The sequence below is a fragment of the Chromobacterium sp. genome (assembly GCF_041912965.1).
Classification (GTDB): domain Bacteria; phylum Pseudomonadota; class Gammaproteobacteria; order Burkholderiales; family Chromobacteriaceae; genus Chromobacterium; species Chromobacterium aquaticum.
Genome location: NZ_JAYSGF010000006.1, coordinates 111163 through 132279, shown reverse-complemented (window position 1 = coordinate 132279; position 21117 = coordinate 111163). Strand labels below are relative to the sequence as shown.

The 21117-nt window shown below is 64.3% G+C and carries 22 protein-coding genes; 8 read left to right on the top strand and 14 right to left on the bottom strand.

Annotated elements, in window-relative coordinates:
- The 13 genes from pdxJ to rpoE all read right to left on the bottom strand — a co-directional run bounded on the left by pdxJ (position 1) and on the right by rpoE (position 10644).
- Entirely contained in the window at positions 1-726 is a 726-nt protein-coding gene (gene pdxJ / locus ACE3QM_RS05105; RefSeq protein ID WP_231464958.1) for a pyridoxine 5'-phosphate synthase, read from the bottom strand.
- A 23-nt stretch (positions 727-749) separates the two neighbouring features.
- Complete coding sequence (recO, locus tag ACE3QM_RS05100) at positions 750-1478, bottom strand: DNA repair protein RecO (protein ID WP_374420696.1); 729 nt, start codon at positions 1476-1478, stop codon at positions 750-752.
- Positions 1475-1789 (bottom strand): antibiotic biosynthesis monooxygenase, encoded by a 315-nt coding sequence (locus ACE3QM_RS05095; RefSeq protein WP_231464962.1) that lies wholly within the window; start codon positions 1787-1789, stop codon positions 1475-1477. Before ACE3QM_RS05095 ends, recO begins: the two co-directional genes overlap by 4 nt.
- 7 nt (positions 1790-1796) lie before the next feature.
- A complete protein-coding gene (gene era / locus ACE3QM_RS05090) occupies positions 1797-2687 on the bottom strand; it encodes a GTPase Era (protein WP_048410780.1) in 891 nt (296 codons plus the stop codon).
- Positions 2684-3394 (bottom strand): ribonuclease III, encoded by a 711-nt coding sequence (rnc, locus tag ACE3QM_RS05085; RefSeq protein ID WP_048410781.1) that lies wholly within the window; start codon positions 3392-3394, stop codon positions 2684-2686. Before rnc ends, era begins: the two co-directional genes overlap by 4 nt.
- 5 nt (positions 3395-3399) lie before the next feature.
- Positions 3400-3762, bottom strand: coding sequence for a DUF4845 domain-containing protein (locus ACE3QM_RS05080; protein ID WP_048410782.1), 363 nt, complete (start codon positions 3760-3762; stop codon positions 3400-3402).
- Between the two features lie 29 nt (positions 3763-3791).
- A complete protein-coding gene (gene lepB / locus ACE3QM_RS05075; protein ID WP_048410783.1) occupies positions 3792-4760 on the bottom strand; it encodes a signal peptidase I in 969 nt (322 codons plus the stop codon).
- Positions 4761-6554 carry a translation elongation factor 4 gene (gene lepA / locus ACE3QM_RS05070; protein ID WP_048410784.1) on the bottom strand — a complete coding sequence of 598 codons (1794 nt, stop codon included), beginning with the start codon at positions 6552-6554 and terminating at the stop codon, positions 4761-4763.
- 173 nt (positions 6555-6727) lie between these two features.
- Positions 6728-6967, bottom strand: a complete 240-nt coding sequence (locus tag ACE3QM_RS05065) for a glutaredoxin family protein (protein ID WP_374420691.1) — start codon at positions 6965-6967, stop codon at positions 6728-6730.
- Positions 6964-8382 (bottom strand): DegQ family serine endoprotease, encoded by a 1419-nt coding sequence (locus ACE3QM_RS05060; RefSeq protein WP_374420689.1) that lies wholly within the window; start codon positions 8380-8382, stop codon positions 6964-6966. Before ACE3QM_RS05060 ends, ACE3QM_RS05065 begins: the two co-directional genes overlap by 4 nt.
- A 211-nt stretch (positions 8383-8593) precedes the next feature.
- Positions 8594-9553 (bottom strand): MucB/RseB C-terminal domain-containing protein, encoded by a 960-nt coding sequence (locus ACE3QM_RS05055; RefSeq protein WP_048410787.1) that lies wholly within the window; start codon positions 9551-9553, stop codon positions 8594-8596.
- Positions 9554-10042, bottom strand: coding sequence for a sigma-E factor negative regulatory protein (locus tag ACE3QM_RS05050; RefSeq protein WP_048410788.1), 489 nt, complete (start codon positions 10040-10042; stop codon positions 9554-9556).
- Positions 10043-10044: 2 nt separating this feature from the next.
- The gene (gene rpoE, locus ACE3QM_RS05045; RefSeq protein WP_043641588.1) at positions 10045-10644 is read right to left on the bottom strand and encodes an RNA polymerase sigma factor RpoE; all 600 of its coding nucleotides are present in this window, start codon (positions 10642-10644) and stop codon (positions 10045-10047) included.
- 299 nt (positions 10645-10943) lie between these two features.
- On the opposite strand from rpoE, the gene prpB reads away from it, so the two are divergent.
- From prpB to ACE3QM_RS05010, 7 genes are all read left to right on the top strand, one after another.
- Positions 10944-11831: a methylisocitrate lyase gene (prpB, locus tag ACE3QM_RS05040; protein WP_374420687.1), complete on the top strand. Its 888-nt coding sequence runs from the start codon at positions 10944-10946 to the stop codon at positions 11829-11831.
- Entirely contained in the window at positions 11818-12147 is a 330-nt protein-coding gene (locus ACE3QM_RS05035; protein ID WP_374420685.1) for a cupin domain-containing protein, read from the top strand. The genes prpB and ACE3QM_RS05035 overlap by 14 nt, the downstream gene beginning before the upstream one ends.
- A gap of 32 nt (positions 12148-12179) precedes the next feature.
- Complete coding sequence (prpC, locus tag ACE3QM_RS05030) at positions 12180-13328, top strand: 2-methylcitrate synthase (RefSeq protein ID WP_374420682.1); 1149 nt, start codon at positions 12180-12182, stop codon at positions 13326-13328.
- 52 nt (positions 13329-13380) lie between these two features.
- Positions 13381-15990 carry a Fe/S-dependent 2-methylisocitrate dehydratase AcnD gene (gene acnD, locus ACE3QM_RS05025; RefSeq protein WP_374420680.1) on the top strand — a complete coding sequence of 870 codons (2610 nt, stop codon included), beginning with the start codon at positions 13381-13383 and terminating at the stop codon, positions 15988-15990.
- A gap of 548 nt (positions 15991-16538) precedes the next feature.
- On the top strand, positions 16539-16877 hold the full coding sequence (locus ACE3QM_RS05020; protein WP_269326094.1) for an endonuclease domain-containing protein: 339 nt from the start codon (positions 16539-16541) through the stop codon (positions 16875-16877).
- Positions 16878-16929: 52 nt separating this feature from the next.
- Complete coding sequence (gene prpF / locus ACE3QM_RS05015) at positions 16930-18120, top strand: 2-methylaconitate cis-trans isomerase PrpF (RefSeq protein WP_374420678.1); 1191 nt, start codon at positions 16930-16932, stop codon at positions 18118-18120.
- A gap of 85 nt (positions 18121-18205) precedes the next feature.
- A complete protein-coding gene (locus tag ACE3QM_RS05010) occupies positions 18206-18703 on the top strand; it encodes an NADH-quinone oxidoreductase subunit B family protein (protein ID WP_048410795.1) in 498 nt (165 codons plus the stop codon).
- Positions 18704-18741: 38 nt separating this feature from the next.
- On the opposite strand, the gene ACE3QM_RS05005 is transcribed toward ACE3QM_RS05010, so the two are convergent.
- Positions 18742-20388 (bottom strand): acyl-CoA dehydrogenase family protein, encoded by a 1647-nt coding sequence (locus ACE3QM_RS05005; protein WP_374420675.1) that lies wholly within the window; start codon positions 20386-20388, stop codon positions 18742-18744.
- A gap of 57 nt (positions 20389-20445) precedes the next feature.
- On the opposite strand from ACE3QM_RS05005, the gene ACE3QM_RS05000 reads away from it, so the two are divergent.
- Positions 20446-21090: a TetR family transcriptional regulator gene (locus ACE3QM_RS05000; RefSeq protein WP_374420674.1), complete on the top strand. Its 645-nt coding sequence runs from the start codon at positions 20446-20448 to the stop codon at positions 21088-21090.
- The last annotated feature ends 27 nt before the right edge of the window (positions 21091-21117 follow it).

Below are 21117 nucleotides of genomic sequence, written 5' to 3'. Positions count from 1 at the left end.
TCAGCCGCGCGCGGCCACCATCAGCGCCTTCATTTCCTTGACTGCCTCGGCGAAGCCGACGAACAGCGCCTGGGCGACGATGGCGTGGCCGATATTCAGTTCCGCGATCTGCGGAATCGCGGCGATCGGCTGCACATTGTGGTAGTTGAGGCCGTGACCGGCATTGACCACCATGCCCAGCTCGGCGGCGAAGGCTGCGGCGTCGCGGATGCGGGCCAGCTCGCCGTCGCGCGCCGCGGCGTCATGGGCGTCGGCATAAGCGCCGGTGTGCAGCTCCACCACGCGCGCGCCGGCGTCCCAGGCGCGCTGGATTTGCGTGCGCTCGGGGTCGATGAAGATGGACACGCGGATGCCGGCGTCCAGCAGGCTGCGGGTGTAGCGGCGGACATCATCGAAATGGCCGATGGCGTCCAGGCCGCCCTCGGTGGTGACTTCCTCGCGCTTTTCCGGCACCAGGCACACGTCTTCCGGCTTCACCGCCAGCGCATTGGCCAGCATCTCCTCGGTCATCGCCATTTCCAGGTTGACCCGGGTCTTGACCACCTGGCGCATCGCCACCACGTCGGCGTCCTGGATGTGACGGCGATCCTCGCGCAGATGCAGGGTGATCAGGTCGGCGCCGGCGGTTTCCGCCACCAGCGCGGCCTCAACCGGGCTGGGATAACGGGTGCCGCGCGCCTGACGCAAGGTGGCGACGTGATCGATGTTTACGCCCAACAGAATCATATTCTCTCCCGATTAGCTTCGCCTCAATCCGACAGGGAATTGACGGCTTGCAATAGTTCGCGCGAAGCCAGCGGCTCCTCGCCCAATAAAGCGCTCAACCATACTCGCATCAATGCCCGCGCTTCAAGCCGGGTGGCCGCCGCAGCGTAATCGTCGGCTTCTATCGCCAGCAGGCTGGCGCCGCTGAGCCGCAGCCCGCGCTCCAAGCTCTGGCCGGCGTCCCGCTCCGGCGCGGCATTGCCCTGGCACCAGTAGCTGGCGTCGGCGTCCACTTCCGCGCCATCACCGTCGCGCAGCAGGCTGGGCGCGTAGCCCAGCACCTGGGTCAGCCTCAATTCGTAGCGGCGCAGCACCGTCGCCAGGCCGCTCTGACGCGCCAGGCCGCGCACCGCCGCGTCGTAGACGGCGAAGGCGCGCGGCTCGGGATCGTCGCGCGCGGTCAGCTTCATCATCAGTTCGTTCAGATAGAAACCGCAGATCAGCGGCAGGCCGGACAGCTGAGGCACGCCGCCGTCCCAGTCCGCGCTGTGCAGGGTGCGCAGCTCGCCCTTGCCGAACCAGGCCAGGGTCAGCGGCTGAAACGGCAGCAACAGGCCGCGCAGATCCGCGCGCGGCCGGCGCGCGCCGCGCGCGACCACCGAGAAACGGCCATGATCGCGGCTGAGCACTTCCACCAGCAGGCTGGTTTCCCGGTAGGGCTGCGTATGCAGCACATAGGCCGGCTGACGATCCACCCTGCCCGGCTGGCTCATCCCGCGGCTCCGCGCGGACAGGCCGCGGCGGGACTGACGTTGAAGGCGAACACCCGGTACCAGGCCTCCGGCCCGTAGCGCTGCGCGATCAGGCGCTCCGCGCATTGGCGCCAGGCGGCAATGGCCTCCACGCTGTCCCAGTAGGACACGGTGTCCTGCCCCGGCTCGCCGCGCTCCAGGCCGAGGAAACCGGCCTGGCAGGACGCCAGCCTGGCGACGCGCTCCAGCAAGTCGCGGCTGCCGGGCAAGTCCTGCCCTTGCTGCAGAGAAAAAATCACCGTCCAGCAGGACGGCGCCAAGTGATAGTGCATCGGGGTGTCAGTCCAGGCCGAATTCCCGCAGGAAGCGCACGTCGTCGGCCCAGCCGGACTTGACCTTGACCCAGACTTGCAGGAAGACCTTGCCGTCGAACAGTTTTTCCATGTCCATACGCGCCTCGGTGGAGATCTTCTTCAGCTTCTCGCCGCCGCGGCCGATGACGATGGGCTTCTGGTTTTCCTTGTCCACCAGCACGCCGATATGGATGCGGCGCAGCTCGCCGTCCATTTCGAACATTTCCACTTCCACATTCATTTCGTACGGCAGTTCTTCGCCCAGATAGCGGAACAGTTTTTCACGCACGATCTCGGCGGCCAGGAAGCGCTCGCTCTTGTCGGTGACCATGTCTTCCGGATACAGCGGCATCGATTCCGGCAGATGCGGCCGCACCTGCTCCAGCAGTTCGCTCAGGCGCTGGCCGTGCTTGGCGCTGACCACTTCCACGCCGGCGAAGGCGAATTCCGCCTGCACCTCGGCGATGAAGGCCTGCAGCGCGTCGCGGTCCTTGGCCTTGTCCAGCTTGTTCACCACCAGGATTACCGGGGTGCGCTTGGGCAGCAAGGCCATCACTTCGCGGTCGGCGCCGGTGAAGCGCATCGCTTCCAGCACGAACAGCACGCAATCGACGCTGCCCAGCGAGTCCTTGACGCTCTTGTTCAGGGTTTCGTTGAGCGCGCCCTTGTGGAAGGTCTGAAACCCCGGGGTGTCGACGAAGACGAACTGAGCGTTGTTCTCGGTGTGAATGCCGGTGACGCGGTGGCGCGTGGTTTGCGCCTTCTTGGACGTGATGCTGATCTTCTGGCCGATCAGGTGGTTCATCAGCGTGGATTTGCCGACATTGGGACGGCCGACGATGGCGACAAAGCCGCAGTGGTATTGGATATCAGTCATGTGCGTTTCTTGCTCGCAGCGAGTTTTTGTTCCAGCAGGACTAGCGCCGCTTCGGCGGCCTGCTGTTCGGCGGCGCGGCGGCTGCCGCCCTCGCCGGTGGAGCCTATCGCCAGCTCGCCCAGGTCGCACTCGACGCGGAACCATTGTTCATGGGCTTCGCCGCTTTGCGACAGGATACGGTATTTGGGCAAGGCCAGCTTGCGCGCCTGCAGCGCTTCCTGCAAACGGGTCTTGGCGTCCTTGGCCTGGCGGGTGGTGTCGATGGACGACACGCGTTCGGCGTAGAGCCGGCGCACCACCTGCTCGGCGCGCAGGAAATCGGAATCGAAGCTGACCGCGGCGAACGTGGCTTCCAACGCGTCGGCGAGGATGGACGGCCGGTTGAAGCCGCCGCTTTTCAATTCGCCCTCGCCCAAGTAGAGATAATCGCCCAGCTTGAGTTCGTGGGCGATCTCGGCCAGGGTGTTCTGGTTGACCAGATTGGCGCGCAAGCGCGACAGCTCGCCCTCGGTCAGCTTGGGGAATTGATCGAACAGCATGCGGGCGACGGTGTAATTGAGGATGCTGTCGCCGACGAATTCGAAACGTTCATTGTTGCTGGCGCCGTAACTGCGGTGCGTCAAGGCCTGACGCAGCAGCTCCGGCTTCTGAAATGCGTAATCCAGCGCCTGACTCAGGCGCCGGAATCTATTATCGGTTGGTATCACGTGGTTTATTGCGGAGGCTGGCCCGCTTGGGTATCGAATTTGAACAGCAGACTGACGTTGGAGAACAGCGGCACTTCGCGCTGATACACCGCGCGCACGAAAACGAAGTTGCTGCCGGTGACCACGGTCAGGTTCTCCCCCTTGATCGAGGTGATCCCGGCCACACTGGCGCGCTGATTGAAGTCGCGGCGCACCGAAGCCTCGCCGACATTGGACTGGGTGGACAAGGAGGTGATCGCGTGGCGCACCTCGGCGTACTCGGTGTACACCGGCGTCACCTTCATGCCCACCATGATGGCGCCGCCCAGTACTATCATCAGCAGCAGTACGGAAAACAGCGACAAACCTTGTTGACGGCTGAAATGCATAATGCTCTCCGGTTGCAGTCCTGGTGTTGTCAATGGATGGACTTGCCGATGCGCGACAGATCGCCAAAGTTCATCCAGATCATGAAGGCCTTGCCCACCATCAGCTTGTCATCGACAAAGCCCCAGTAGCGGCCGTCCAGGCTATTGTCGCGGTTATCGCCCAGCATGAAGTAATGACCGGCCGGCACCTTGCAGACAAAGCCATTGTCATCATAGCGGCAGTTGTCGCGGTACGGGAAGTCTTGTACCTGACTCAAGGACACCACCGGGGTGCCGGCATTGTTCAGCACCGAGTAAGTGCGCTGACCCATGGTTTCCTTGTAGCGCTGGGCATTGACCATCATCAGGCCCTGCTCCAGGTATTCGTAGCTGCCGTCGTCGGCGTCCGGCAGCGGCTTGCCGTTGACGCTCAGGCGCTTGTCGCGGTATTCGACCACATCACCCGGCAGACCGATGGCGCGCTTGATGTAATTGACCTTGGGGTTGGGCGGGAAGTTGAACACCACCACATCGCCGCGCTCCACCTTGTTCACTGGCGCGAACACGGTGTTCAGCACCGGCACGCGCAGGCCATAGGTGAATTTGTTCACCAGGATGAAATCGCCCACCACCAGGCCCGGACGCATCGAGCTGCTGGGGATCTGGAACGGCTCGGCGATGAAGGAGCGCAGCAGGAACACCACCAGGATCACCGGGAAGAAGCCGCGCGAGTAATCGACGAAATGACCCGCCTGAGCACCGGCGGCGCGGCGCTTGGCCAACAGCAGCTTGTCGGCGCACCACACCGCGCCGGTGATCAGCACGAAGACCAGCATCACCGCGGTGAAGCTCATATAGTTGGACAGCAGACCAAAGCCGCCGATCAGCACCGCCAGGTAGCCCCACTGCACCGCCTGCGGCCAATCCTTGGCGCCTTCTTGCTTCTTGCCGCCAAAAGCGATCAGCATGCCGCCGATCGCCACCGCCACGACAAACACCCAGAACAGATTTCCGCCCACTTATTTGTCCCCTACTTGAAGAATTGCCAGGAAGGCTTCCTGCGGAATTTCCACATTGCCCACTTGCTTCATGCGCTTCTTGCCCGCCTTTTGCTTTTCCAGCAGCTTTTTCTTACGAGTGATGTCGCCGCCGTAGCACTTGGCCAACACGTTCTTGCGCAGTGCCTTGACCGTCTCGCGCGCGATGATGTGGCCGCCGATGGCCGCCTGCACCGCGATATCGAACATCTGGCGCGGAATCAGTTCACGCATCTTGGACACCAGTTCACGGCCGCGGTAGACGCTGGAGGCACGGTGCACGATCAGCGACAGCGCGTCGACCTTCTCGCCATTGACCAGCACGTCAAGCTTGACCAGATCGGCGCTCTGGAATTCCTTGAACTCGTAATCCAGCGAGGCGTAGCCGCGGCTGGTGGACTTCAGCTTGTCGAAGAAGTCCATCACCACTTCGTTCATCGGCAGATCGTAGGTCAGCATCACCTGGCGGCCCATGTACTGCATATTGCGCTGCACGCCGCGCTTCTGGTTGCACAGCGTCATCACCGCGCCGACATAGTCTTGAGGCACCAGGATGGTGGAGGTGATGATGGGTTCGCGCAACTCGTCGTACTTGCCGGCATCCGGCATCCGCGACGGGTTGGACACCACTTCCACCACGCCGTCTCTCATCACTACTTCGTAGTTCACCGTGGGCGCGGTGGTGATCAGATCCATGTCGAACTCGCGCTCCAGGCGCTCCTGCACGATCTCCAGGTGCAAGAGGCCGAGGAAGCCGCAGCGGAAGCCGAAGCCCAGCGCCTGCGACACTTCCGGCTCGAACTTCAGCGAAGCGTCGTTCAGCTGCAGTTTTTCCAGCGCGTCGCGCAGCGCCTCGTAGTCGTGGCTTTCCACCGGATACAGGCCGGCGAATACCTGGGACTGCACTTCCTTGAAGCCCGGCAGCGCCTCGGTGGCCGGCTTGGACACCAGGGTGATGGTGTCGCCCACCTTGGCCGATTTCAATTCCTTGATGCCAGCGATGACGAAACCCACCTCGCCCGCGTTCAGATTCGGACGCTGGACGGATTTGGGCGTGAACACGCCCACTTGTTCGCACAGATGCTCGGCGCCGGTGGCCATGAACTTGATCTTGTCCTTGGGCTTCAGCGAACCGTCGATCACGCGCACCAGCATCACCACGCCGACGTAGTTGTCGAACCAGGAGTCGATGATCAGCGCCTTGAGCGGGCCGTCGGCCTCGCCCACCGGCGGCGGCACCTTGGTGACCACTTCTTCCAGAATGTCCTCGATACCGATGCCGGACTTGGCCGAGGCGCGCACCGCATCCGCCGCCTCGATGCCGATGATGTCCTCGATTTCCTGGCTGACGCGCTCCGGCTCGGCGGCCGGCAGGTCGATCTTGTTCAGCACCGGCACCACTTCCACGCCCAGCTCGATGGCGGTGTAGCAGTTGGCCACGGTCTGCGCTTCCACGCCTTGCGAGGCGTCCACCACCAGCAGCGCGCCTTCGCAGGCGGACAGCGAGCGCGACACTTCGTAGGAAAAGTCCACGTGTCCGGGAGTGTCGATCAGGTTCAGGTTATAAACCTGGCCGTCGCGCGCCTTGTAGCTCAAGGCCGCGGTCTGCGCCTTGATGGTGATGCCGCGCTCTTTCTCGATGTCCATCGAGTCCAGCACCTGGGCGCTCATTTCGCGCATTTCCAGGCCGCCACAGAATTGAATGAAGCGGTCGGCCAGGGTCGATTTGCCATGGTCGATATGGGCAATGATCGAGAAATTTCGAATGTTTTTCATGATATCCAGCAAAAGATAAGGGCACGCTAGCGTGCCCGGAACTGCCGATGGAAGCCGCGGGCCTGATGAAAGCGGCTCATCATCAGGATTGCGACCTCTAAAGCCGTTAACAGCCCATCCAGCAAGCGGGGGCACCCAAGTGCCCCCGATATAAACTCACACTGGCGCGGATTTTAGCCGATTTCGCCCAAATGTGCAGCCAGTCTGGCGGCATCCAGATGCCAGTGGCAGATTTCGCGCTCTCCGTCCATCAGGACCGGCACCAGTTCGTTGAAGCGGCGCTCCAGCTCCGGGTCGGCGTCGACATCGACAATATCCAGCTCGAAGCCGTGACGCTCGCGCCAGGGCTGCAGCTCAGCCAGCATCTGATGGCACAAGCTGCAGTACTCGCGGAAATACAGCGTCAGCTTCACTTGCCGTCGCCCACCGGCAGCGGGATGAACTGGGTGATCCCCTGGCGCAGCACTTGCAAGGCGATGGACGAGCCTTTCTTGGCCGCAGACAAGGCGGATTTCAGCTGCTCGACATTGGCCAGCGGCTCGCTGCCGATACCGACGATCACGTCGCCCGGCTGGATGCCGGCGCGCATCGCGACATTATTGGCGCCGCGTACCAGCAGGCCGTACTTGATGCCAGCGCGCTGCAGCTGAGCCGGGTTCAATACCTGCAGACGCAAACCGATCTGCGAGAAGCTCTGCTCGTTCGGGCGCTCCTGCTGCGAACCGCGGTATTCACGCTGCGCCAGCCGCGGGTCCTGATCCTGCTGTTCCACCGGCACTACCTTGGCCGAGGTCGCCGCGCGGTTGCGCCACAGGCCCAGCGTTACCGGCTTGCCAGGCGGAATGCTGCCGATCAAGCGCTGCAGATCGGAGCCGGACTCCACCGGCTTGCCGTCCACCTGCTGGATGATGTCGCCGGGCTTGACGCCAGCCTTGGCCGCCGGGCCGTTCGGCTCCACCGCGTTGATCAGCGCGCCGGCCGGCTTGGCCAGGCCGAAGGAGGCGGCCAGATCCTGGCTCAACTCCTGGATCACCACGCCGATCTTGCCGCGGCTGACATGGCCCTTGGCCTTCAACTGAGCCACCACGTCCATCGCCACATCGATCGGAATGGCGAAGGAAATACCCATGAAACCGCCGGAACGGCTGAAGATCTGGGAGTTGATGCCCACCACTTCGCCCCGGGTGTTGAACAGCGGGCCGCCGGAATTGCCGGGGTTGATCGCCGCGTCGGTCTGGATGAAGGGCACGAAGGTTTCATCCGGCAGCATGCGGTTCTTACCGGAGACGATGCCGGAAGTGGCGGTATTCTCGAAACCAAACGGCGAGCCGATGGCCAATACCCCTTCGCCCACTTTCAAGGCATTGGCGTCGCCGCGGCGCACCACCGGCAGCTTGTCGGCCTCTATCTTCAGCAGCGCCACATCGGTGCGGGCATCGGCGCCTATCACCTTGGCCCTGTACTCGCGCTTGTCGGTCAGCTTGACGGTGATTTCATCGGCGCGGGCCACCACATGAGCATTGGTCAGCACATAACCGTCGGCGGAAATGATGAAGCCAGAGCCCAGCGAGGACTCCTGCCGCTCTTGGGCGCGCGGCGGCGCGAAGCGGCGGAAGAATTCAAAGAATGGGTCGCCGCTCATGCCCTCGGGCAGATCGTTGCTGACCTCGCGCACCGTCGACTTGGTGCTGATATTGACCACCGCCTTGCCCTCGTTAGAGACAATCTGGCTGAAGTCCGGCAGTTCCGCGGCCATTGCGGCGGGCACCGCGCCCGCCATAATAGAGGCCGCCAACATGGCGGAAACGATCAGTTTTTTGACCGGCATGAGCGCTCCATCTTGATATGTTGTATTTAAGACGTGCCGACGAATGCCGGCTGAGGGATTACGGCGCCGGCAAGGCCGGACGCCGAAAAACAGACGAGCCGACGCGCTTGCGCCGGCTCCGATCCCGCTGCGCCCATCGGCGCCAAACCCCGCCTCGCCGCCAAGGACAAGAAACGGGATTTGCGCGCCGAAACGCCAGCGGGACGTGCCATCATGGCTTGAGGCTGACCTTCAGGCCTTTCAGCAGCCCCATCATCGCCGGCTCGGGCATATCGCCCACCGCGGTCAATTGATAGCTGCCTTGAGGACCGGTAGCCATATTGATGGCGCCGTGCAGATTGCTGCTGCGTTCGAGCCGCGCGCCTTCCGGCTGGGTCTCGACGAACAGCGACAGCATCACCAGCCCGTCGGAATACACCATGTGGCGCACCGACTTGCCGGCCTGGCCCGGCAGGCTGCGCTGCACCGAGCGCAGCAAGTGGAAGCCGTTCGGCAATCCGGACACATCGTTATCGACCTGCGCGCTAACCTGCGGCTGCGAAGCCCCACCCGGACGCAGCAGGAATTTCTGCGAGAACTTGGGCCGATAGGCGCGCTTGTCCTTGGGACCGGTCAAATCGATATCGGTGAAGGTGAATTGCTCCACCGCCTCGCCCTTGGGCGACAGGGTCACCATTTTCAAGGGCAGCGAGGTCAGCGGCTCCACGCACATGCGCAGGGTGTAACGCTGCCTGTCCTTGGGCCGCAATTCCAGCAGGCTGCAGTCACGTTGCGCCACCCGGTCGCTGCCGACATGCTTGAGCGAATACGACTGGTTGATCTCGCTCATGTCTTCCGGCAACAGCGCGGGGAACAGGCGCATCGCACTGATCTTGGCCGCGTTCAGCGCCTTCTTATCCGGCGCGAAACAGGCCAGCTCATTGCCCTTGCGAATGATTTCCCGGGACGGGCCGTCCAGCGACGTCCGCTTTTCCCGCGTAGCGTCGCCCTGCCCCTCCCTGACGATATGGAAGGTTTCCAGCGTGCCGTTCATTTGGTGCAGATAGGTGCCGTTCAGCGCCTGCTGGCGTCCGGCAGCCGCCACATTGCGCAGCAGCTGCCAGTCATCCTCTGCATGGGCGGCAGGCGCCGCCGCCACAACCATCAAACTAATCAGAGGAATTACACGCATTTAACGGCGAGCTCCGTTTCCGTAGGACACCTTCATATTGCCTTGATCGGAGGTCACTTCCTGGTGCGCCAGCAGATAAGGATCATCACGCTCCGGCTGGCTGGCCTGAGCCGGCTGCGCAACCTGCACCGGCACGCCCTTGTCCGCCACCAGCGAAGCCGGCTCGCCTCGATGCGAGAGCTGCTGCCAGCCCACCACGGCGGCAAAGCTCACGCTGGCGGCCAGCGCCACCGCGCCGGCGGTGCGCGCACGCGCCGGGCGCAGCCAGCGCCGCGGCGCCAGCACGGTCGGTTCCGCCGCCAGTCGGCTCGTCACGCGCTCGCGCACGTCGAAGCCGGCCATGCGGTTGGCCCGCATCGCGTCGCCGATCAAATGGTATGCGCCCCAGGCGTCATCCAGTTGCTTGTCGGATCCAATGGCGGCGATGGTTCTGGCTACGTCGCCGTCGTCCAGTTCGCCATCCATCATCGCGGATATCGTTTCTTTCATACCTACCACCTTCTGTTCTTGGCCGTATCCAGCAAAGGCCTGAGTTCGGCAGCAATCGCCTCGCGCGCTCGGAAAATCCGCGAACGCACGGTGCCTATCGGGCAATCCATCACCTTGGCGATTTCGTCGTAGGATAGACCGTCCATTTCCCTGAGCGAAATTGCGGTTCTTAGTTCCTCCGGCAAAGCCTCCACGGCAGCATTGACCGTTGCCAGGATTTCCTTGTTCATCAGCTCGGTTTCGGGCGTGTTCAGGTCGGGCAGCTGCGACGCCATGTCGAAGCTTTCGCCGTCCTCGTCCTCTATCTCGCTGTTGACCACCGGACGACGTCCGGAGGCGCTAAGGAAATTCTTGGCAGTATTGATGCCGATTCTGTACAGCCATGTGTAAAACGCGCTCTCGCCACGAAACGACGGCAAGGCACGATACGCTTTGACAAACGCTTCTTGCGTTACATCCTCGATGTCAGCGCCGTCGCGGATAAACCGCGACAACAACCTGGCGAGACGTCGCTGATACTTGGCAACAAGCAGATCGAAAGCTCTTTTTTCACCTCGCTGGGCACGCTCCACCAACTGTTGATCGAGATCCCGATCACTCATGTCGTTGTTATGCTCCCTGATTTGCCCACTGGTCGTGTTTGTGGTCGTTTATGTGGACTGTGACTAGACCACAGCGCTTGCAATGAGTTCCCCCACGCGATTCAGCAGCGAAACATAACAGACCTGGACTGAAACTTGAACATTTGTTTTAGCCGTATTGCCAGCGCGCAAAGCAGCCTTTAAACTCCTACCAAGCACTTGCTTGAATGACATTGGCGTTACATGTGTTCGGCAATGCGCCGACGCCGGCCTGAGCCCCGGCGTCCTTGTCTCAGATCACTACTTAGGAATCCATTGCAATGAGCACCCCCGGCCAACGCTTCCGCCAAGCAGTTGCAAGCGAACATCCCCTGCAAGTGGTGGGCGCGGTCAACGCCTATGCCGCCCGCCTGGCCGAACACTCCGGCTTCAAAGCGCTGTATCTGTCCGGCGGAGGCGTCGCCGCCTGCTCCTGCGGCATTCCAGACCTGGGCATCACCACGCTGGAAGACGTGCTGATCGATGTGCGCCGCATCACCGACGCCAGCGCGCTGCCGCTGCTGGTGGACATAGACACCGGCTGGGGCGGCGCTTTCAATATCGCCCGCGCGGTCCGCAGCCTGGAGAAGGCCGGCGCCGCCGCGGTGCACATCGAGGACCAGGTGCAGCAAAAACGCTGCGGCCATCGCCCCAACAAGGCCATCGTCAGCCAGAACGAAATGGTGGACCGCGTCAAGGCGGCGGTGGACGCGCGCCGCGACGACGGCTTCGTGATCATGGCGCGCACCGATGCGCTGGCGGTGGAGGGGCTGGATGCCGCCATCGAACGCGCCGTCGCCTGCGTCGAAGCCGGCGCCGACATGATCTTCCCGGAGGCGATGACCGAGCTGGCGATGTACCGCCGTTTCGCCGAGGCGGTGAAAGTGCCGGTATTGGCCAATATCACCGAGTTCGGCGCCACCCCGTTGTTCAATACCCGCGAGCTGGGCGAACACGGCGTCGGCCTGGTGCTCTACCCCTTGTCCGCCTTCCGCGCGATGAGCCAGGCCGCGCTCGGCGTCTACGGCGCGATCCGTCGCGACGGCGGCCAACAGGCGGTGCTGGACACAATGCAGACGCGCGCCGATCTTTATGCGCACCTGGACTACCACGCCTACGAACAGAAACTGGACGCGCTGTTCCGCCAGGAAGGCCATGACGCCGAGTAATCTGTTCGGCCACATTCCGGAAGAGTTGCCGGAAGAATTGCTGCAAACCTTGTTCAGCGGCGGCAAAGGCTTTCGCGTCGAGCGCATCGTTTCCCGCGGCCATTCTTCGCCGGATGGGTTCTGGTATGAACAGGATGAGGCGGAATGGGTGCTGCTGCTGTCCGGCGCGGCGGAGCTGGAATACCAGGACCCGCCGCGGCGCCTCAGATTGGAGCCGGGCGATTGCGTGGCCATAGCGCCGCGCCAACGCCACCGCGTGGCCTGGACCGCCCCGGAGCGGGACAGCGTCTGGCTGGCTGTTTTCTACGAAAAATAATTGTTCCACAGGTCTGCGATCAGGAGAAAACCATGAGCGAAACCGTTGTTGGCATCAAACCCAAGAAATCCGTAGCCCTGTCCGGCGTCGCCGCCGGCAATACCGCGCTGTGCACAGTTGGCCGCAGCGGCAATGATCTGCACTACCGCGGCTACGACATCCTCGATCTCGCCGGCCGTTGCGAGTTCGAGGAAGTGGCCTATCTGCTGGTGCACGGCAAGCTGCCGAACAAGGCCGAGCTGGTCGGCTACAAGAAAAAGCTGAAATCGCTGCGCGGCCTGCCGGCGGCGGTGAAGGCCGCGCTGGAAGCGCTGCCGGCCAGCGCCCACCCGATGGATGTGATGCGCAGCGGCGTGTCCGCGCTGGGCTGCGCCTTGCCGGAAAAGGACGATCACAATCTGGCCGGCGCGCGCGACATCGCCGATCGGCTGATGGCCAGTCTGGGTTCGATGCTGCTGTACTGGTACCATTTCAGCCACAACGGCAAGCGCATCGAGGTGGAAACCGACGACGACAGCATAGGCGGCCATTTCCTGCACCTGCTGCACGGCGAGAAGCCGTCGCCGGAATGGGTGCGCGCGATGCACACCTCGCTCAATCTATACGCCGAGCATGAATTCAACGCCTCCACCTTTACCGCCCGCGTCATCGCCGGCACCGGCTCGGATCTCTACAGCGCCGTCACCGGCGCCATCGGCGCGCTGCGCGGCCCCAAGCACGGCGGCGCCAACGAAGTGGCCTTCGACATCCAGCAGCGCTACGAAACCCCGGCCGAGGCCGAGGCCGACATCCGCGAGCGCGTGGAACGCAAGGAGGTGGTGATCGGCTTCGGCCATCCGGTCTATACCATTTCCGATCCGCGCAACAAGGTGATCAAGGAAGTGGCGCGCGAACTGTCCAAGTCCGCCGGCGACAGCAAGATGTTCAATATCGCCGAACGGCTGGAAACCGTGATGTGGGACATCAAGAAGATGTTCCCCAATCTGGACTGGTTTTCCGCGGTCAGCTATCACATGATGGGCGTACCCACCGCCATGTTCACCCCGCTGTTCGTGATCGCCCGCACCAGCGGCTGGGGCGCGCACGTGATCGAGCAGCGCCAGGACGGCAAGATCATCCGCCCCAGCGCCAATTACACCGGCCCGGAAGACCAGGTGTTCGTGCCGCTGGACAAACGCTGAACCGCCATGGCGGGGCCGCCGGCCCCGCCGCTGAACTTCCTTTGGTTGAAACATGATGAATTCCGCTTACCGCATCCCCCTGCCCGGTACCGGGCTCGACTATTTCGACGCCCGCGCCGCCATCGACGCCATCCGCCCCGGCGCCTGGGAGCAGCTGCCCTACACCGGCCGCGTGCACGCCGAAAACCTGGTGCGCCGCTGCGAGCCGGCGTTGCTGGACGAATGCCTGGAGCAGATCGCCTGCCGCAAGCGCGAGCGCGACTTCCCCTGGTTCCCGGCGCGCGTGGTCTGCCACGACATCCTGGGCCAGACCGCGCTGGTGGATCTGGCCGGCCTGCGCGACGCCATCGCCGATCAGGGCGGCGATCCGGCCCAGGTCAATCCGGTGGTGCCGGTGCAATTGATCGTCGACCATTCGCTGGCGGTGGAATGCGGCGGCTTCGATCCGCAGGCTTTCGAAAAGAACCGCGCGATCGAAGACCGGCGCAATGAGGACCGCTTCCATTTCATCGAGTGGACCAAGAGCGCCTTCGACAATGTCGACGTGATCCCGGCCGGCAACGGCATCATGCACCAGATCAATCTGGAGAAGATGTCGCCGGTGATCCACGCCGACCACGGCGTGGCCTACCCTGACACCTGCGTCGGCACCGACAGCCACACCCCGCACGTGGACGCGCTGGGCGTGATCGCCGTCGGCGTCGGCGGCCTGGAAGCGGAAAACGTGATGCTGGGCCGCGCCTCCTGGATGCGGCTGCCGGACATCGTCGGCGTGGAGCTGTCCGGCAAGCCCGGCCCAGGCATCACCGCCACCGACGTGGTGCTGGCGCTGACCGAATTCCTGCGCCAGCAGAAAGTGGTTGGCGCTTATCTGGAATTCTACGGCCCGGGCGCGGCGGCGCTGACCCTGGGCGACCGCGCCACCATCTCCAATATGGCGCCGGAGTACGGCGCCACCGCGGCGCTGTTCTTCATCGACGAACAGACCATCGCCTACCTGAAGCTGACCGGCCGCAGCGACGAACAGGTCCGGCTGGTGGAAAGCTATGCCAAGACCGCCGGCCTGTGGGCGGACACGCTGCAAAACGTAGTGTACGAGCGAGTGCTGCGCTTCGACCTGTCCAGCGTCGGCCGCAACCTGGCCGGCCCGTCCAATCCGCACAAGCGGCTGCCGGTGTCGGCGCTGGCCGAGCGCGGCATCGCCGTCAATCTGGAGCAGGCGCGCGCGCAGGAAGCTCAGGGCCTGATGCCGGACGGCGCGGTGATCATCGCCGCCATCACCAGCTGCACCAATACCTCCAACCCGCGCAATGTGATCGCCGCCGGCCTGCTGGCGCGCAAGGCCAACCGGCTGGGCCTGGTTCGCAAGCCCTGGGTCAAGTCCTCGCTGGCGCCGGGTTCCAAGGCGGTTGAGCTCTATCTGAAGGAAGCTGGGCTGCTGTCCGAGCTGGAACAACTGGGCTTCGGCATCGTCGCCTTCGCCTGCACCACCTGCAACGGCATGTCCGGCGCGCTGGAGCCCAAGATCCAGCGGGAAATCATGGAACGCGATCTGTACGCGACGGCGGTGCTGTCCGGCAACCGCAACTTCGACGGCCGCATCCACCCCTATGCCAAGCAGGCCTTCCTGGCCTCGCCGCCGTTGGTGATCGCCTACGCCATCGCCGGCACCATGCGCTTCGATATCGAGAAAGACGTGCTCGGCGTCGCCGACGGCAAGGAAATCCGGCTCAAGGACATCTGGCCGGACGACGCGGAAATAGACGCGGTGCTGCGCCAGGCGGTCAAGCCCGAACATTTCCGCCAGGTCTACGAGCCGATGTTCGCCATCCGGCGCGACACCGCCGCCAAGGCCAGCCCGCTGTACGCGTGGCGGCCGCAATCCACCTATATCCGCCGCCCGCCGTACTGGGAGGGCGCGCTGGCAGGCGCGCGCACGCTGCGCGGCATGCGCCCGCTGGCCATCCTGCCGGACAACATCACCACCGACCACCTGTCCCCGTCCAACGCCATTCTGCTGGACTCGGCGGCCGGCGAATACCTGGCGAAAATGGGCTTGCCGGAGGAGGACTTCAATTCCTACGCCACCCATCGCGGCGACCACCTGACCGCGCAGCGCGCCACCTTCGCCAACCCCAAGTTGTTCAATGAAATGGTGTTGAACGAGGATGGCTCGGTACGCCAGGGCTCGCTGGCGCGCGTGGAGCCGGAAGGCAAGACGATGCGGATGTGGGAGGCGATCGAAACCTATATGCGGCGCAAGCAGCCGCTGATCATCGTCGCCGGCGCCGACTATGGCCAGGGCAGTTCGCGCGACTGGGCGGCCAAGGGCGTGCGCCTGGCCGGCGTCGAGGCCATCGTCGCCGAAGGCTTCGAACGCATCCACCGCACCAATCTGATCGGCATGGGCGTGCTGCCGCTGGAGTTCAAACCCGGCGTCAACCGCAAGACGCTGGCGCTGGACGGCAGCGAGACTTACGACGTGATCGGCCAGCGCCAGCCGCGCGCCGAGCTGACGCTGCTGATCCACCGCAAGGACGGCGGCACGGAGCAAGTGGCGGTGACCTGTAGGCTGGACACCGCGGAAGAAGTGTCGATCTACGAGGCCGGCGGCGTGCTGCAGCGCTTCGCGCAGGACTTCTTGGAGGGGGCGGGAGGCTGAACCCCTCTCCCCCGGCCCCTCTCCCTCAAGGGGAGAGGGGTGACTTTCAACTTTATTTTACTTCTAGCATTAACCGGCGATTCCATCGCTTGGTTTGCCAATAAGGCAAGGCACACAGGCTAACTACCAGCAACTCAGCAAGTCCCTCCTCCCTCGCGGGAAGGGGAGACTTTCAACTTCATTTTATTTCTGGCATGAGCCAGCGATTCCATCGCTTGACTTGCCAACAAGTTAAGGCACGCAGGCTAACTGCCAGCAGCTCAACAAACCTCTCCTCCCTCGCGGGAGGGGGAGACTTTGCAACTTCATTTTATTTCTGGCATGAGCCAGCGATTCCATCGCTTGGTTTGCCAACAAGGTAAGGCACGCAGGCTAACTGTCAGCAGCTCATCAAGCCCCTCTCCCCCCGCGAGAGAGGGGAGACTTTCAACTTCATTTTATTTATGGCATGAGCCGACGATTCCATCGCTTGGTTTGCCAATAAGGTAAGGTAGGCAGGTTAACTGTCAGCAGCTCAGCAAGCCCCTCTCCCCCTGCGGGAGAGGGGTATGCGCCAGCTCGATTTCGCCAAGTCCTTACGGCGCAATATGACCGACGCCGAACAGCGACTCTGGAAGCAGCTCCGCGCCCACCGGCTGAATGGCGAGAAATTCCGCCGCCAACAGCCTATCGGCCCCTACATCGTTGATTTCGTCCACTTCGGCTCGCGGCTAATCATAGAGGCGGACGGCGGCCAGCATCATGAAAGCCACAGCGACGCCGCGCGCGACGCTTGGCTGCAGGCGCAGGGCTTCAGAATCATGCGCTTCTGGAACAACGATATTCTGCACAATCAGGACACAGTCCTAGAAGCGATCTGGCAAGCGCTAAACACCCGGACACAATGAACACAGCGGCGTCCCGACCATGGAACCGCCACAAGCACAGGAAAAACAGCATATGACTCAACCCGCCCAGATCCGCATCCCCGCTACTTATATGCGCGGCGGCACCAGCAAGGGGGTGTTCTTCCGACTGCAGGACCTGCCGGAAGCCACGCAGCAGCCGGGCGCGGCGCGCGATGCGCTGCTGCTGCGCGTGATCGGCAGCCCGGACCCTTACGGCAAGCAGATCGACGGCATGGGCGGCGCCACGTCCAGCACCAGCAAGACCGTGATCGTGGCCAAGTCCTCGCGGCCGGATCACGACGTCGATTATCTGTTCGGCCAGGTCGGCATAGACAAGGCCTTCGTCGACTGGAGCGGCAACTGCGGCAATCTGTCCGCCGCGGTCGGCCCCTTCGCCATCGCCGGCGGCCTGCTCGATCCGGCGCGCATTCCCGCCGATGGTATCTGCACGGTGCGCATTTGGCAGGCCAATATCGGCAAGACCATCATCGCTCACGTGCCCATCACCGCGGGCCAGGTGCAGGAAACCGGGGATTTCGAACTGGACGGCGTCACCTTTCCCGCCGCCGAGATCGCGCTGGAGTTCCTGGACCCGGCCGATGAGGGCGATGGCGACGGCGGCGCGATGTTCCCCACCGGCCAACTGGTGGACACGCTGGACGTGCCCGGCGTCGGCGTCTTCCCGGCCACGCTGATCAACGCCGGCATCCCCACCATCTTCGTCAAGGCCTCCGACATCGGCTACAGCGGCGCCGAGCTGCAGGACGCGATCAATGCCGATCCGGCGGCGCTGACCCGCCTCGAGACCATACGCGCCCACGGTGCGCTGAAGATGGGCCTGATCAAGACGCTGGACGAAATCGCCAGCCGCCAGCACACGCCCAAGCTCGCCTTCGTCGCGCCGCCGGCCGACTACCTCGCGTCCAGCGGCAAGCCGGTGCGCGCCGCCGACATCGACCTCCTGGCGCGGGCCATGTCCATGGGCAAGCTGCACCACGCGATGATGGGCACCGCCGCAGTGGCCATAGGCACCGCCGCGGCGATTCCCGGCACCCTGGTCAACCAGGCCGCCGGTGGCGGTGAGCGCCAGGCGGTGCGCTTCGGCCATCCGTCCGGCACCTTGCGCGTCGGCGCCGAAGCACGCCAGGAAGGCGGCGCCTGGATCGTGACCAAGGCCGTAATGAGCCGCAGCGCGCGGGTGTTGATGGAAGGCTGGGTGCGGGTGCCGGACGCGGCGCGCTGACACGGCGGCATGGCGACTCGGTACAAGCCGGGAACGGGCGATGGCGGCACACTATCGCCATTTCCTTGCCTCCTGGAGCCGCGCCATGCAAAACGCCCTCGCCTTTTCCGAACTCAAGACCGACGGCTATGTGTTGACCCGGGCCGATGAGCTATTCGCCCGCGTGCGCGGCGGCAGCCTGTGGTATCTATCCTTCGGCCTCGCCTGTTGCGCGGTGGAGATGATGCAGGCCGCCGCCGCGCGCTACGATATGGACCGTTTCGGCGCGATTCCGCGCGCCAGCCCGCGCCAGGCCGATCTGATGATCATTGCCGGCACTCTGAGCAACAAGATGGCGCCGGCACTGCGCAAGATCTACGACCAGATGGCGGAACCACGCTATGTGATCTCCATGGGCTCCTGCGCCAACGGCGGCGGCTACTACCACTACAGCTATTCGGTGGTGCGCGGCTGCGACACTATCGTGCCGGTGGACATCTACATTCCCGGCTGCCCGCCCACCGCCGAAGCGCTGCTCTACGGCCTGATGCAGTTGCAGGCCAAGATGAGCCGCCGCGCGGCACCGGAACTGGAACGCAGCTGACGATACCCGCCCATCCCTGCCGGCGAGCCTGCCCCGTCTCAATCCGGCAAGGCGCGCTGCAGGATGGCCGCGATATCCAGCCGGCTCCCGTCCAGCGCGCCGGCCACCCGTCCCCATTGTCCATCGTCCAAACGGCTGGCGATAAAACCCTGGGCCGAAGCCGACGGCGCATGGCGCGCCAGCAGGCAGGCCTGCGCCGTCAGCGCCAGCAATTGGGCGAAACGCCGCCCCAAAGGCTCAAGTTCGGCCGGCCTAGCCGCCAGCTGGCGCAATTGCGCCAGCGCCGCGATCAACACCGGCTCGCCGCCGGACAAGTCGGTCAAATCCGCCAGCAGCGCCTGCCAGGCCTCGGGCTCGCGCTGCAGCGCGCGGATCAGATCCAGGCACATCACATTGCCGGAGCCCTCCCAGATCGAATTCAACGGCGCTTCGCGGTATAGCCGCGCCATTGGTCCATCGACATAACCGTTGCCGCCGAATACTTCCATCGCCTCGCCGCTGAGCTCCACCGCGCGCTTGCACACCCAGAACTTGGCCGCCGGCGTGATGATGCGTTTCCAAGCGCGCTGCGCCGGCTCGTCATCGCGCTCGAAGGCTTCGGACAGCCGCGCCGCCAATTGCAGCGCCGCCTCGCTTTCCAGCGCCAGGTCCGCCAGCACCGCGCGCATCAGCGGCTGCTCGGCCAGCCGCCTGCCGAAGGCCATGCGCCGCCGCGCATAAGCCAGCGCCTGCACCGCGCCCTGGCGCAGCAGCGCGGCGCTGCCGATCACGCAGTTGAGCCGGGTGTAGCCGGCCATTTCAATGATGGTGGGAATACCGCGGCCCTCCTCGCCGATCAGCACGCCCCAGGCGTCCTGGAACTCCACCTCGCAACCGGCGTTGCTGCGATTGCCCACCTTGTCCTTCAGACGCTGGATCCTCACCGCGTTGCGCTCGCCGTCCGGCCGCCAGCGCGGCAGATAAAAGCAGCACGGCGCGCCGTCGGCGGTCTTGGCCACCACCAGGTGGGCGTCGCACATCGGCGCCGACCAGAACCACTTATGGCCGCGCAACAGGTATTCTCCGCCGCGCCCGCCGGCGCCCAAGGGCGTCGCCTGGGTGGTATTGGCGCGCACGTCGGAACCGCCCTGCTTCTCGGTCATGCCCATGCCTATCCAGGCCGATGCCTTACGCTCCAGCGGCAGGTCGCGGCTGTCGTGAACGCGGCTGAACAGCTTGTCGCCCAACTGCGCCCACAGCGCCGGCTCGCGCCGCAGCAAGGGAATCGCGGCCTGGGTCATCGTCGCCGGGCACAAGCTGCCTGCCTCCACCTGGCCATGCAGATAGAGGCCGGCCATCGCCGCGGTCCAGCGGCCCGGCCGCTGGCTGTCGAAAGGCATGCTCACCAGGCCTTGCTCACGATACAGCGCCAAGAACTGGTGCCAGGCCGGGTGGGAATCCACCTGGTCGACGCGACGGCCGCGGCGGTCGAAAGCCCGCAACTCCGGCGCATGGCGGTTGGCTTGCTCGGCCAGTTCGAAGCTGTCCGCCCGCCCCAGGCGCTCGCCGTAGGCGCTGAGCCCGGCCTCGGCCCAGCCCGCGTCGGCGCGCCGCAGCGCCTCGCGCAAAGCCGGGTCGCTGTCGTACAGCGAGTAATCCGCCAGTTCTTCGTACTGGTTGCTCACTTCATGGGTTTGCCAGATCATCGTTCCGTCTCCTCGCGCCGCGTTCGCGGCCATGACGAAAGTATAAGGAAAGCGGCGATGCGACATGTTCGGGTTTCCCCCACCGCGGCTCAGCAAGCCGAACAGGCCGCGCCGACCACGCGCCGGCGTCCGCGCCAGTCGCGTTCGCGCGCCAGCCTGATCGCGCTGCAACAGGCCTTTGTTCAGGTTTTGCTCACGCGCGGCTACGCCAAAACCACGGTGCGCGAGGTGGCCGCCGTCGCCGGCGTGGCGGTCGGCACCTTTTATCAGTACGTGCGCAATATGGACGGCCTGGCCGCGCTGTGCATCCATCAGCATGTGCACGCGCTGGCCGGCGCGCTGCGCCAATGCGCCGCCGCCCGCCGCGGCGCGGATCGTCGCGATATCGCCGCCGCGCTGCTGGCCTTGCAACTGGACACGATCCAACGCCAGGCGCCGGCCTGGAACGCGCTGTTCCTGCTGGAGCGCCGGGTCTCCCCGATGGACGCCTACCGCCGCCACTACCAGCAATACGTGGACATCTGGCGCGCCGCATTGGCCGCCGCCGCCGAGCCGCCGCCGCGGCTGGACGCCGCCGCGCGCATGGCTCACTGTCTTTGCTACGGAAGCATTTCGCAGGCCTTGCTGACCCAAGGGCCGAGCGCGGATCTCGCGGCGCTGCGCCCGGAATTGGAAGCGGCGCTCAAGGCCTGCCTGGGCTGAAACCGCGGGAAAGGCGTCGCAATAAGG

Excerpts from the sequence above, each read along its gene's own strand:
- prpC (WP_374420682.1), top strand. The coding sequence starts at position 12,180 with ATGAGCGAAACCGTTGTTGGCATCAAACCCAAGAAATCCGTAGCCCTG.
- ACE3QM_RS05050 (WP_048410788.1), bottom strand. The coding sequence starts at position 10,042 with ATGAAAGAAACGATATCCGCGATGATGGATGGCGAACTGGACGACGGC.
- ACE3QM_RS05060 (WP_374420689.1), bottom strand. The coding sequence starts at position 8,382 with ATGCCGGTCAAAAAACTGATCGTTTCCGCCATGTTGGCGGCCTCTATT.
- recO (WP_374420696.1), bottom strand. The coding sequence starts at position 1,478 with ATGAGCCAGCCGGGCAGGGTGGATCGTCAGCCGGCCTATGTGCTGCAT.
- ACE3QM_RS05095 (WP_231464962.1), bottom strand. The coding sequence starts at position 1,789 with ATGCACTATCACTTGGCGCCGTCCTGCTGGACGGTGATTTTTTCTCTG.
- lepA (WP_048410784.1), bottom strand. The coding sequence starts at position 6,554 with ATGAAAAACATTCGAAATTTCTCGATCATTGCCCATATCGACCATGGC.
- acnD (WP_374420680.1), top strand. The coding sequence starts at position 13,381 with ATGATGAATTCCGCTTACCGCATCCCCCTGCCCGGTACCGGGCTCGAC.
- ACE3QM_RS05080 (WP_048410782.1), bottom strand. The coding sequence starts at position 3,762 with ATGCATTTCAGCCGTCAACAAGGTTTGTCGCTGTTTTCCGTACTGCTG.
- ACE3QM_RS05005 (WP_374420675.1), bottom strand. The coding sequence starts at position 20,388 with ATGATCTGGCAAACCCATGAAGTGAGCAACCAGTACGAAGAACTGGCG.
- rpoE (WP_043641588.1), bottom strand. The coding sequence starts at position 10,644 with ATGAGTGATCGGGATCTCGATCAACAGTTGGTGGAGCGTGCCCAGCGA.
- prpB (WP_374420687.1), top strand. The coding sequence starts at position 10,944 with ATGAGCACCCCCGGCCAACGCTTCCGCCAAGCAGTTGCAAGCGAACAT.
- ACE3QM_RS05010 (WP_048410795.1), top strand. The coding sequence starts at position 18,206 with ATGCAAAACGCCCTCGCCTTTTCCGAACTCAAGACCGACGGCTATGTG.
- prpF (WP_374420678.1), top strand. The coding sequence starts at position 16,930 with ATGACTCAACCCGCCCAGATCCGCATCCCCGCTACTTATATGCGCGGC.
- ACE3QM_RS05055 (WP_048410787.1), bottom strand. The coding sequence starts at position 9,553 with ATGCGTGTAATTCCTCTGATTAGTTTGATGGTTGTGGCGGCGGCGCCT.
- pdxJ (WP_231464958.1), bottom strand. The coding sequence starts at position 726 with ATGATTCTGTTGGGCGTAAACATCGATCACGTCGCCACCTTGCGTCAG.
- ACE3QM_RS05020 (WP_269326094.1), top strand. The coding sequence starts at position 16,539 with ATGCGCCAGCTCGATTTCGCCAAGTCCTTACGGCGCAATATGACCGAC.
- era (WP_048410780.1), bottom strand. The coding sequence starts at position 2,687 with ATGACTGATATCCAATACCACTGCGGCTTTGTCGCCATCGTCGGCCGT.
- ACE3QM_RS05035 (WP_374420685.1), top strand. The coding sequence starts at position 11,818 with ATGACGCCGAGTAATCTGTTCGGCCACATTCCGGAAGAGTTGCCGGAA.
- ACE3QM_RS05000 (WP_374420674.1), top strand. The coding sequence starts at position 20,446 with ATGCGACATGTTCGGGTTTCCCCCACCGCGGCTCAGCAAGCCGAACAG.